We start from the raw sequence: 10,571 nt of genomic DNA on the forward strand, positions 1-10,571 counted from the left end.
CTCAGACGATGGACGCGGCCAGGATGAAGAGCTGGTCCAGCTCCTCATCGGTTTTTCCGAGAGCTGACTTGCAGGCCAGGATGAGCGGATTGGTCCGCTCGATCTGGGTGGCATAGTTCCAACTGTCCTGAACGGTGATGTCCTGACTGTTGACGTAGTCTTCGACCTGTTGGCGCAATCCGAATTGGTAGAGCGCCAGCCGGATCTGCCGAGGCGTCACCAACTGCGGCACGACTGGGGACGCGAGGTAGGCGTCCACCTCCGCCTGCGTCGGCACGACCTGCTCTGTGTCGAGCCATTCAAGGTCGCCGATGGTGTCGCCGCGGAGTACCCATTGGGCTCCAGGGCGAAGCTCAGACAAAGCTGTAGCAAGAGACGTCATCGGCGCACCGTCATGATGGAGTTAGATTTGTAGGCATAGGAGCCAGTCCCGGACCCAACCTGTCCCCACATCGAGAGGATTACTGCCTGATCGGTTGAGTTCTGAAGCGTCCAGGAATTGCTCATCGATCTCGCGTATGAGACCGTGTCCTGGTGCATGTACTGCTGCAGTCCATACCAGCTGCCGAAGCTGTTGCCCCAGCCAGGGATCAGATACGTCAGCGACCCGAGCGTATTGTTGAAGCACGAACACGAGATCGTCTGATGGAACTGCTCATTCGCCCACAGCAACGCAAAGCATCGGACTGCCGAATCCAGCTCGATCGGCGTGCCTGATGTCGTCGCCACCGTGGTCGACGAGTACCTCGCCAAGATAACGCCCGTCTCATTGAACCAGGACCGGACCCAGCGCGTGTCGGGCTGGTCAAAGAACTGGCTCGATGCGCCAGTGAAAACCATGCCGACGAGCGTGTACACTTCGCCGCCAGCGGTATTCATCACCTCGACGACGCCGACGCTGCCGGCCGAAGAACTGGTGATGTGACCAGTCAGGCTCTGCTGCAGCGTCAGGGTGCTGCCCACGATCTTGATGTAGATGTAGTACAGCGTGTTCGCCGCAAATCCTGAGTTGGTCAGCGTGACGCCTGCCGCAGGGATCTGGTATAGCTGACCATTGATCTTGATCAGGTTGCCGTTGAACGGGATCAGCTTGAGCGTGGTCGAGCTGACCATGGTCAGCTTGCACTGTCCGATGGCGCCAGGCAGCAGAAAGTCGACCCACACAGCGCCGTTCCAGTACCGCATGGTCAGCGACGTGGTGTTGAAATAGAAATCACCAGATCCCTTCGCCGCGCCAAGAGGATCGGTCGCAGGATCGGTCGCCTGAGCGCCGTAGTAGGTGCCCCTGAGGTTGTTGTAGGCGTTCAGCGCATTCGTGTAGCTTGCCTGCGCGTTGTCTGCAGAGGTGGATGCATTCGAAGCGGACGTAGCCGCCGCCGTCTTGCTGGTCGCTGCATTGGTTTCCGACAGCGCTGCAGCCGTGGCAGAATTGGATGCGGCGGTCGCACTGTTTGCGGCATTGGTCTCCGACGTGCCGGCATTGGTGGCATGAGTGGCAGCGGACTGCTCGCTCGTTGCCGCGGCAGCCGCTTTGTTGGTCGCGGTCGTCGCGCTGGCAGCCGCATTGCTCTCGCTGGTCGCCGCGTTCGTCTTGGACGTCGCCGCCGCAGCAGCAGAATCCGATGCGCTGGCCACCACGGTGGTGGCGGTCGATGCCGCCTGCTCCGCCGCTATCTTGCTCGTGAGGGCAGACGCTTCGCTGGCGGCAGCCGCTGTGGCACTGTCGCTGGCGTCCTGCTTGTGACCGGCAGCCGCATTCTCCGAGGCCAGCGCCCTGTCCGCAGCGTCGGAAGCCGTGGCCGCTGAGGCCGTCGAGCTTGCCGCGTTGGCAGCCGTCAGCTGCGCCAGCGACGGATCGCCAGGGTCGCCCGGAGGCCCCTGCTCGCCTGCCCGGGCCCTGCGGACCAGCCTCACCCTTCGGGCCTGCCGGACCTGTCTTGCCTTCCGGACCTCGGAACGGGCCGATGTCGATCCAGGCGCCATTCGTCCAGGCCCAGCCGTGTCCGGTGTCCTGGGCGAGGTAGACGTCATTGCCTTCGGCGGCGGCCGGAGGAAGATCGAACACGGTGGCGACGATGCCGGCGAGCCTGATGCCGCGTCCGACGTCGCCCTGCGGCCCTCGCGCCCCCTGCGCTCCAGCAGGTCCACGGAGGCCTTGCTCGCCGGGATCACCCTTGAAGCTCGGGAACATGTCCCGCAGCTGGGTGAGCGAAACCGTCTTGCCGATGTTGTTGATGTAGATCTCGATCTTGACGTCGTCTTCGCTCGGACCGCCCGGAACGCCGACCGGCGGCTGGCTGTCGGCCAGCGCGATCTGCTTGTTCAGGAGGAAGTACTTCGCGCCTCCGGGCGTGAGCGTGACGATCGAGTTCACATCGTAGAAGTCAGTGCCGATGGTGATCCCGCTGAGGGAGATAACGCGATAGCGCGACGTGCTCATCGTTTCTTCTTTTTGTTGATTGGCACCGGTGGCTGGAGTCGAACCAGCGGACTTCGGTTTTGGATACCGTGCCACCACCACTGGCTCACCGATGCAGAATGGAGCCCCTACCCGATTTCTTCACGCGACGGATTGCCCAGTCGTCGGGACGCCTATCTTGGGGATGGCGTGCGCCTTGCGGCTTTTGGTTCGGTCGGCGGGTTGCCCATGTGCCCGCATCTCTTCCGATTGCTCGTACTTTGCCGCCTTCCCTACGTGCTTCTCAGGATCAGCGGCGTGGCGGGAGGCCGTTCCGCCCTCGACCGAATTAGAGAGGATGACCTTCGCCAGGCCTTGCCTGCTGCTCCTCGACAGCGCCCACCCTCCCGCGAGATCACGAGACCAGCTGTGATCCGGGTGGCCCAGGGGAGCGTCACACGCGCGCATGGTCAGTGCTGGCGTTTATCGTGAGCAACGATCCTGGGGCTCAATAGGTGCCCGCCACAACAGACGGTGGCGGGCTGCGCTCGCAACAGCGAGCACTCGGCTTGGCACATGGCCCCATTTAACCAGCCACCCCTATGTCATTTCATTTGACGTGTCGGCTGGCACCGAGAAATTAAGCAGCAAGCGCGTCTTCAAGAGGCCACTTGTAAACGTAGAGACGTCGCTTCACTCTGGCCTCCGGAAGGCCAGACAGTTCGATCGCCTCGGCGAGCGACATTGTTCGCCCGCGGAAGTCTACCCAGCGAGTTGATCGGCGGTTCCGGTTTTGCTCCTTCACCGTTGACCACTTGCAGTTCGAAAGCTCGTAGTGGCCTTCGTTGTCGATCCTGTCGATCGAATGCTTCAACGACGGGCGCTCGCCAACATCCGCTAGAAAGTTTTCGAAGCCATCATGTCCGCGCCAGCGATCACACACAGTGATGCCGCGCTGGCCATAGCTCTCATAGGACGTGCTGGCCGGATCATAGCAGCGCTGGATCATTGCGACCCAAGACCGGTATGTCGGAGACTCGCCGCTGTCGCGGGAATGACCGTGCTTGAACATAAGAATACTCTCGGTTGCCCGATACCCATGAAAAGTTTGTAATGAACCGCCCCTCTCTTGAACTTCCGCTGGTGGAACCAGAACTAATAAGAGCGTCAACCTGAGAGGTGCTATATGCGCAAGATCCTGGTGGCCGTTGCACTGATGCTCGCCGTGATTGGCGGGACGGCCGGCGTCATCATCCACTCGCAGCCGGCCATCGCTGGCGGCGGGCATGACCCCGGTGGTGGCGGCAAGTAAGAGATCTTGGTCGAGGGCTTGCGGTCTACGCGAGCCCTCGACGGCTAGCACCGAGGAAAAGCTCTGGCTTTGTTCGACCCGCACTTCGGGCCACCGCCCCTTGCGGGGTTGGAGGTTACCAGCAACCAAAAGGTCGATCGCGCGATCGACCTATCACGGCCTGCAGTTCGGCTTACGGGGTCCAGGCTACTGCGAGCAGAACTGGTGAGCCCACCGTGGGGGAAAGATAAACAAGAGCGGCGCACCTCGTGTCGGATTACAGGGCTCGTGGGGCACCATCGCCATCGCGCAGTTCCTGCGCTGGACGCATGTCGCGTCACCGCTCTTGGGGGTATAATAGTTGGCTCGTGACCGTCGTCATCCCACAGGACGACGACTCGGATCCTTTCGACCTCGACCTGCATCACGCTGGCCTCAAACGGTCGTCGGCGACTTACCATGGACCTCTTCGCCGATAGGCTGTGCGTATAACGCCGCCGCGTGTCATCACGAGCCAAACAGGTGGGGCGCGTCCAATCCAGAAGTCGACGAGCCTGTGCCTCAACTGCATCGCGTTGACGGGGATCAGCCGTTCCCCTCAGGGGCCGCTTTGAAGAATTACGAGGACTACGGGGCTACTGGCTTACCCGTTAGAGCCGACACCGTTGCCGGTGCGGTACGCCACCTGTTCGTGGAACGTCTCATGCCCGGAAAAGTCTTTCCAAAAACGGGCAACTTTTTTCCGCAAGAGAACGTAAAGAGAATGTCAGGTGCCCGATGTTTTGCAGCTGAGCTGATTTGTCATCGGGCGCGGCGGGGTAAAGGAGGAGAAACCCCCGCCGCAGGCCGGGCTGAGCAGTCGGTCAGGGCTCATTGACCCTGCTCCCTGTTCTGTGCTCCGGGGATGGTTGTTCGTTAGCCAGCTGCCTTGCGCTTGCGTCGGCGCTTACGCTCCAGCCGCAACTCGGTCAGCTTGGTGTTCTTGGATACCTTCCTGATGTGCTTCTTCTTCATGTTCTCTTTCAGGAGACGTGTTCCTGCGGAATGCGCCAGTTCAGCGGCACCGTCGTGCAGGTCAGACAGATGTACGGAACGAGCTTCTCCAGCACCCAGTCGGTGTGAGCCTGGTCGACGCCTTCGCTCGGGCGCACCAGGCGCACGTTGGCGAACATCTTATGGATCGGATCGCCGTAGGCGATCGGCTCCCACTCTTCAGGCTTGAGACCGAGCCAACGGATCATGGCTGCGGCGTGCGTCTTCGACGACGCGACCATGGCGTTGAGCATGGCTATTCTTTCTGGGCGATGGCCTGGTCGATCCAGGCGTAGATTTGCGGGTTGTCGCGCCGGGCCATGATCATCACCGGGGTCAGTCGGTTGATGACCGTCTCTTCGGCCGCACGGCTCTTCAGCTTTGCGGCTTCCCAGCAGGCGTGGTTGATCTCGTGTTCGAGCGTCTCGGCGAAGCCTGAGTCCGGCAGATCCTCGCGGACCTTGATCCAGAACTCGAAGATGTTGCACATCCCCTTGCAGCCTTCTGCGTCGGCCTCCAACGGATTCCAGTGGAGCAGCCGATACTCGAAGATGCCGATCTTGATGATCGACGGCAGCTTGCGGCGGTCGAGCGGGCGGCGGCGCTTCATGACATGTCTGCCTCGGTGCAAGGCCGGATCATCTTCCGGAGGTTCTTTCCCCTCACCCAGATGATGTCCGGGTGTGCATTGGCACCGCGCCAGCCGCGCGCTTCGAGGAACGAACGTACCTTGGCCGGATAGCTGTTGAAGACCAGCAGCGAGATCTCCGGAGCGTGCTCGATGACGTCTGGCTTGCCCGGCTCCTTCGTGATGGTCGATGCTGAATGGAAGCCGAGGGCAGCCTCCGGCATCGCGCACACCAGCTCGGGCCGCAGGATGCTCAGCATCAAGGTGCAGGCCGAGACGCACTCGCCGGTCAGGACGACCTTCGTCCTGGCGTCGCGCATGTCGGAGTACTTCTTGACGAAGTCCACGATGAGCCCGCCGGGATCGTCCGTGATGAACGTGACGTTGCGGCCCGACTCGACCTGGACCGGCACGTCCCTCGCTGACGCTGGCGCCAGGGCGCACAGCATCAGCACGCCCGCGAGGGCGAGTTGCAGCAGTTTCATTGGCGTGGCTTTTGGTGCGCGCCGGCTCAGCCGATGGCGAAGCGCGTGGCGAAATAAACGAGCCAGATCACCAGCGTGGCGATGATGCCGACAACGGCGTGGAGCAGATAGTCGAAGGCCTGGCTGAAGCCGAAGCCGCCGTTGTTCTCGGAGACCGGCCAGAGCTGGACGGCGAGCCAGAGCAGCGCGGTCAAGAAGACCGGGATGGCCCAGGAATTGAGGGTGATCGTCACGGGCGCAGCTCGACCGGGTTGAACGTGAAGGCGCGCTCGATCGAGGCCTGCCAGATCACGTAGCTGAACAGGAAGATGGACAGCGGGAACGGCATCACTTGCCCTCCTCGTCGTCTTCGTCGTCCTGGAAGAACGCCATCTGGTTGAGCGAGGCCTGCTCGATGCCGACCGCGACATTGTCGATGGCGTCGCCGATCGAGGAGAGGCCGGCGTAGAGAGCGACGCCGAGGATGATGGCTTCGATGATCATGTGCTTTCCGTGAAAATGATCTTGGTGCCGAAGCCGCCGCTTGCCGGCCGCCAGCCCAGGTAAAACTCGAGAGAGCCGTTCCAGTAGTTGACGAACGGCAAGAGACCGGCCGCCTTGAACAGCGAGATTGGGAGGACCACGGCGAACGCCGGATGGATGAACCATGCGAGCGCGGCGGCGATCAGCGTGACCGCGATGGCGCCGAACGAGACGCCCGGGTCGAGCACCGCCCAGCGGAAGCCGAAGGCCTGCGGGGTGCAGTCGCGGCCGGTGGTGCGCAGCACCTGGTCCGAGCCGTAGACCCAGTAGTTCTTGTCCTCGACGCCGAGCACGTAGCCGACGAAGTTCATCAGCGGGTTGCGGCAGATGAACCAGTAGAAGCGCCGCAGCCAGATGTTGGTCACCTCCGGCAGGTACGGCGCGCCGTTGTTGACGTCCGGCACGTTCCAGCCGTCATCGCCGACGAGCCACCATAGCGGGTTGAGTTTGTTCCAGATCGAAACTGGCTTGTGGTCGGTGACTTCGGCGGCGTCCATGATGTCCTCAGATGACTTTCAGTTTGCCGTTCGGCGACAGGCGGGTCAGCCACATCGGCAGGACGTTCCTTTCGAAGTGGGCGACCTCGGCGGGCGCCATGCGCCAGTGCGGCCGGATCAGCACGATGTGCTCGTACTGGGCGCCGAGCGCCGTGTCGTGCTGGCGCGCATCCCAGATCTCGGACGAGAGCTTGAAGGCGTCCATGTACTGCCTAGCGATCGTCTCGCTCGCCGCAACTACGGCGCACCACGGGGTGATCGTCTGCAAGCTCATCTTGTGCCTCGCGCCACTCGATTTGATGGTTGATGGTTTCGCGACAGTCGATGCTGTCGCAGCAGCCGCAAGCGAGCGGTCGATACCGCTTCGCCGGCTTCCGGGTTTTGGTCTTCATCACAACGGCGTCTGGAAGACGCCCTTCTCTGCTGCGACCGCGCGCACGGCGCGCTTGACGTCGTCGAGCCGGCCTTGCTTGATCGCGGTCACCGGGGTGATGCCGCCGAGCATTTCGTTGCTGCGGTTCATGAAGAAGGTCGTCGCCTCGGCCACACCGACGAGCGGATCCAGAACCTTGATCAGCTCGTAGGCTTGCAACGCGAACGGGCTGGTCGAGATCGGATCAGGCCTTGGCTCGGCCGGAGACTTCGGCACCGATTTCTTTTCCGGTGATGGAGCCGGCGCATCCTCCGCAGAGGTTTCCGGGATCAGGCTTATCTTTTTTAAGCCGTACCTTTCGAAAGGCTGCTGCGAACCAGGCGACGCCTTCTTCCGTTTTGCCGCAGGCATCGCAGGTATCGCTGGCCATCAGCGATAGAGGTAGCGCGCGGTGAAGCGCTTCGAGAACGCCTTGCCCTCGAACTCCAGGAAGTCGGCCTGCTTGCGCATCCACTCGGCGACCTGGCGCCGGCCGCGCTTGGTCATCTCGGGCGCGTCCTTGACCGTGATGACGGCTGCGGACTTCTCGGCGGTCTTCTTCTTGGCGGGCATGGTTCTCTCTGAAGGGTGGACCCGTGCTGCTCGGAGCAGATCACGGGCTCTTGGGAAACTGGTTTGCGGAGCTGCCTCGCCTTGCGGCGCTGCTCGACGCGCTCCTGCAACTCGCGACCGCGGCGATCGGAGATGTCCTGCTTGCGGTTCATCTTGTGCTGGTGAGCGCGAAGCGCCTTGCCCTGGCCGACGCTCACGCGACGGGCTCGATCAGCTGGCAGCCGTAGTTCTGGCCGCGCTTGACGAAGATGAATGTGCCGGTGACGGCGCCCCCGCTCAGGTGCGGGACGAGCTTGTCGAAGTCCTTCATGAAGAAGGTGACCGACTTGCCGTTCTCGTCGGTGAAGTCGAGGTAGGCCGCCGACCGGCCGCGGTTGAAGCCGGTGTAGGTCAGCTTGGCCTGGAACGGCACGTTGTCGCGCCAGACGACGTCGCCGCGCTTGCCGTTCACGAAGGTCCAGACCTCCGGGTAATGGAGCTGGTTACCGGCCTCGTCGAACGGGATCTGGTAATTGCCAGTCCGCGCCATCAGTGGATGTTCCGGGCGATGACGATCGATCGCGGCGATCACCAGGAAGGCGATCAGCATGGTCTGCGTCAGGCCGTCCCGCATCTCGGCGTGGATCTGATCGCGGATGATCTGCAGCTGGCGACGACGGCTCATGACGGCTTCCTCAGGATGATCGAAACGGCGAGCGGCGTGTACCGCCGCCACATGAACTCGGGGGCGCCTGCCCGGACGGCGAGCTGCCGGGCCAGGCGCTCGTGCGCCGGCATCGTCAGCAGCTCGGCGTCGGCTTCGCTCCAGCCATGGACGCGAGGCTTCGACCGCCGCCAGTTGTTGGCGATCAGGGCCGCGATCGTGAGGCCGAGCCCGAGGCCCAGCAGGATGTCACCGAGCTGCTTCATGCTTCCAGCTCGCGGATCTTCTTGATCGCCGCCTCCATGCCGCGATAGCGGAGGAAGAACGGAACCTCGTTTTTCTGAAGATCGATGTGCTCGATGGTCTGCATCGCCTGAGCGTCGACCTCGGCAGGACCGATTGGTCCAGCAATGCGGCTGAGCGGCCAGCGCGTCAGCGTGACCATGTCGCCGGAATACGGCCTCTCCCGCTGCTGCCAGCATCGGATCTCATCCTCCAACGCCTCGACGGCGGCATGAACGAGATCTTCTTCCTGGCGTCGGCGTCTGCGAGGCATGGTCGCTCCGGAAAGGGTGCCCCGGTCTGCCGTGGGCGAGACCGGGCTCTGGGTAACTTGGTGTCAGCGTTTGCAGACGGCGGTGATCACAAACGCCATCGAGGTGATGGCGAGCGCCCCGAAGGTCAGGACGAGCAATTTCATGGTGAGCACGCCGAGTGCCGCCACGAATTGCAGGTCCGTGAGGGTCATTGGGTTCCTCTGCCCGCGCCGGCCAGTCCGGCGGGAACCGGCTGGCTGGGTTGGGGGCTTGATGATGGCCGTTTGCACGAATGCTAACGTAGCGCAGTAGATACCCCCATATGCAGTTTCCGTCAAGGGTCGATCAAAAGAATGCAAACGAGGGTCCAAGTGGTGCAGAAATGCCACTCAGAACAGCATCCCTCCCGCCGAGGCGAACTGATCCGGGGCCGGCGGCCGGACAGGCTTCGGCGCTGTCTTGAAATTGTGGGTGCCGGAAGTGCGCTTCGCGGGCTTCGAGCACTGAGCCTGGCCGGCGAGCGCGGCTCGCTCCCTTGACGTCAGTCCGTCAGGGTTTCCGCGGTGCGCCGCGATCTGCGAGCACATCGCGATGAAGTATTCCTCGTCATGGTCGCTCTTCATGATGTTCACGACCTTGTGGATCCACTGCACGTTGCCCTTCTCGTAGCCTCGGTGGCTTTCGATGCGGTCGAGCGACGCGGTCGGGTGCATAACCTTCCGGTCGGCCGTCAGCGGGAGGCCGCTGATGCGGCACCGGTCGTTTTGTTCAGCAAACAGCTGCTCGATGTAGCGGGCATCGATTTCGAACTTCAGTCCCCTGCTCTCGGCGCCTTGGCGGGCTCTTCCGATGTACTCGTCCCAGACCGTCGCAAATCGGCTCTCTGCGCTTGCGCTTCTTCTCGGCCTGGTCCACTTCGATCATCTCCGCCTATGGTGTCGTTTGCTTTTCGCTATCATGACGCTCCAATTAATGCAAACGACAGGCCAGCCAGCCCTCTTTGGGTTCAATGTTGGTTCAGTGTTGTTTCTTGATAGGTTAGTAGGCACCTGGTGCCGGTGGTACCGGCAGGAGATTCCGGTGGTACCGGCACCAGATGCCGGTGGTACCGGCACGAGATGCCGGTGGTACCGGCACGAGATGCCGCGGCACCAGATGCCGGTGGTCCCTTACAAATCCCGGTAAGGCCAGCCGCCCTGTTACGGTATGGACTGAGCGCGAAGCGCTCCACCCCGCACCGAGTGTCAGAAACCACAGGTTCGTCCCAATTGACCCAGCTTACCCGACGCCGGGACAACGACGAGCACCGACCAGGTGAATGGTTCGTCTATTGGGGTGACGTGGGTGTCATTCTGCAATTCTGCCCCCCTAAGCCGGGGGATCGGCGTCCAAAATTTGCAAGCCGATTCAGCAATAGGCGTCTTAAGATCAATACTGAATTGTAAGGCACCAAAAGTGGTTGCGTTTCGATTTTTGCCTCGCGCGTTCAGCGCATCCTGTCAAGATGTTGGCTGGAGCCGCGAAAGCTGGCCGTACGCCTCACCGATGAGAAGC

The 10,571-nt window shown here is 62.1% G+C and carries 19 protein-coding genes and 1 tRNA gene; 2 read left to right on the forward strand and 18 right to left on the reverse strand.

The annotated features are described in order from the left end of the window. Window position 1 precedes the first annotated feature (1 nt). From ACVISU_RS41180 to ACVISU_RS41195, 4 genes are all read right to left on the reverse strand, one after another. Window positions 2–382 carry a hypothetical protein gene (locus ACVISU_RS41180; RefSeq protein ID WP_028340262.1) on the reverse strand — a complete coding sequence of 127 codons (381 nt, stop codon included), beginning with the start codon at window positions 380–382 and terminating at the stop codon, window positions 2–4. Then, window positions 379–1,914: a hypothetical protein gene (locus tag ACVISU_RS41185; protein ID WP_456711009.1), complete on the reverse strand. Its 1,536-nt coding sequence runs from the start codon at window positions 1,912–1,914 to the stop codon at window positions 379–381. Before ACVISU_RS41185 ends, ACVISU_RS41180 begins: the two co-directional genes overlap by 4 nt. A gap of 546 nt (window positions 1,915–2,460) precedes the next feature. Next, a tRNA-Trp gene (locus ACVISU_RS41190) sits at window positions 2,461–2,533 on the reverse strand. Between the two features lie 505 nt (window positions 2,534–3,038). Further along, the gene (locus ACVISU_RS41195; RefSeq protein WP_051447830.1) at window positions 3,039–3,470 is read right to left on the reverse strand and encodes a hypothetical protein; all 432 of its coding nucleotides are present in this window, start codon (window positions 3,468–3,470) and stop codon (window positions 3,039–3,041) included. A gap of 114 nt (window positions 3,471–3,584) precedes the next feature. Between ACVISU_RS41195 and ACVISU_RS41200 the strand changes: the two genes are divergently transcribed. Then, window positions 3,585–3,710: a hypothetical protein gene (locus tag ACVISU_RS41200; RefSeq protein WP_256438751.1), complete on the forward strand. Its 126-nt coding sequence runs from the start codon at window positions 3,585–3,587 to the stop codon at window positions 3,708–3,710. Between the two features lie 1,001 nt (window positions 3,711–4,711). On the opposite strand, the gene ACVISU_RS41205 is transcribed toward ACVISU_RS41200, so the two are convergent. The 9 genes from ACVISU_RS41205 to ACVISU_RS41245 form a co-directional block, all read right to left on the reverse strand. Beyond that, window positions 4,712–4,975, reverse strand: coding sequence for a hypothetical protein (locus tag ACVISU_RS41205; RefSeq protein WP_028340264.1), 264 nt, complete (start codon window positions 4,973–4,975; stop codon window positions 4,712–4,714). 2 nt (window positions 4,976–4,977) lie between these two features. After that, entirely contained in the window at window positions 4,978–5,331 is a 354-nt protein-coding gene (locus ACVISU_RS41210; protein WP_028340265.1) for a hypothetical protein, read from the reverse strand. Continuing rightward, window positions 5,328–5,834: a hypothetical protein gene (locus ACVISU_RS41215; RefSeq protein ID WP_051447831.1), complete on the reverse strand. Its 507-nt coding sequence runs from the start codon at window positions 5,832–5,834 to the stop codon at window positions 5,328–5,330. The genes ACVISU_RS41210 and ACVISU_RS41215 overlap by 4 nt, the downstream gene beginning before the upstream one ends. A 26-nt stretch (window positions 5,835–5,860) precedes the next feature. Then, window positions 5,861–6,067 (reverse strand): hypothetical protein, encoded by a 207-nt coding sequence (locus ACVISU_RS41220; RefSeq protein ID WP_028340266.1) that lies wholly within the window; start codon window positions 6,065–6,067, stop codon window positions 5,861–5,863. Between the two features lie 94 nt (window positions 6,068–6,161). Beyond that, a complete protein-coding gene (locus ACVISU_RS41225) occupies window positions 6,162–6,317 on the reverse strand; it encodes a hypothetical protein (RefSeq protein WP_155258441.1) in 156 nt (51 codons plus the stop codon). Further along, complete coding sequence (locus ACVISU_RS41230; protein WP_028340267.1) at window positions 6,314–6,853, reverse strand: hypothetical protein; 540 nt, start codon at window positions 6,851–6,853, stop codon at window positions 6,314–6,316. Before ACVISU_RS41230 ends, ACVISU_RS41225 begins: the two co-directional genes overlap by 4 nt. Before the next feature lie 7 nt (window positions 6,854–6,860). After that, the gene (locus ACVISU_RS41235; RefSeq protein ID WP_155258442.1) at window positions 6,861–7,127 is read right to left on the reverse strand and encodes a hypothetical protein; all 267 of its coding nucleotides are present in this window, start codon (window positions 7,125–7,127) and stop codon (window positions 6,861–6,863) included. Between the two features lie 117 nt (window positions 7,128–7,244). Next, on the reverse strand, window positions 7,245–7,637 hold the full coding sequence (locus ACVISU_RS41240) for a hypothetical protein (protein WP_456711010.1): 393 nt from the start codon (window positions 7,635–7,637) through the stop codon (window positions 7,245–7,247). An 18-nt stretch (window positions 7,638–7,655) separates the two neighbouring features. After that, complete coding sequence (locus tag ACVISU_RS41245) at window positions 7,656–7,838, reverse strand: hypothetical protein (protein WP_028340270.1); 183 nt, start codon at window positions 7,836–7,838, stop codon at window positions 7,656–7,658. 23 nt (window positions 7,839–7,861) lie between these two features. Between ACVISU_RS41245 and ACVISU_RS41250 the strand changes: the two genes are divergently transcribed. Beyond that, on the forward strand, window positions 7,862–8,065 hold the full coding sequence (locus tag ACVISU_RS41250; RefSeq protein ID WP_456711011.1) for a hypothetical protein: 204 nt from the start codon (window positions 7,862–7,864) through the stop codon (window positions 8,063–8,065). On the opposite strand, the gene ACVISU_RS41255 is transcribed toward ACVISU_RS41250, so the two are convergent. The 5 genes from ACVISU_RS41255 to ACVISU_RS41275 all read right to left on the reverse strand — a co-directional run bounded on the left by ACVISU_RS41255 (window position 8,032) and on the right by ACVISU_RS41275 (window position 9,730). Then, entirely contained in the window at window positions 8,032–8,502 is a 471-nt protein-coding gene (locus ACVISU_RS41255; RefSeq protein ID WP_456711012.1) for a hypothetical protein, read from the reverse strand. The two genes, ACVISU_RS41250 and ACVISU_RS41255, sit on opposite strands and share 34 nt — an antisense overlap. Continuing rightward, window positions 8,499–8,747, reverse strand: coding sequence for a hypothetical protein (locus ACVISU_RS41260; protein ID WP_028340272.1), 249 nt, complete (start codon window positions 8,745–8,747; stop codon window positions 8,499–8,501). Before ACVISU_RS41260 ends, ACVISU_RS41255 begins: the two co-directional genes overlap by 4 nt. Beyond that, window positions 8,744–8,926, reverse strand: a complete 183-nt coding sequence (locus ACVISU_RS41265) for a hypothetical protein (protein WP_155258444.1) — start codon at window positions 8,924–8,926, stop codon at window positions 8,744–8,746. Before ACVISU_RS41265 ends, ACVISU_RS41260 begins: the two co-directional genes overlap by 4 nt. A 174-nt stretch (window positions 8,927–9,100) precedes the next feature. Beyond that, a complete protein-coding gene (locus ACVISU_RS41270) occupies window positions 9,101–9,229 on the reverse strand; it encodes a hypothetical protein (RefSeq protein ID WP_256438753.1) in 129 nt (42 codons plus the stop codon). Between the two features lie 177 nt (window positions 9,230–9,406). Next, window positions 9,407–9,730 carry a hypothetical protein gene (locus ACVISU_RS41275; protein ID WP_456711013.1) on the reverse strand — a complete coding sequence of 108 codons (324 nt, stop codon included), beginning with the start codon at window positions 9,728–9,730 and terminating at the stop codon, window positions 9,407–9,409. Window positions 9,731–10,571 lie beyond the last annotated feature (841 nt).

It is taken from the genome of Bradyrhizobium sp. USDA 4452, from assembly GCF_054063575.1.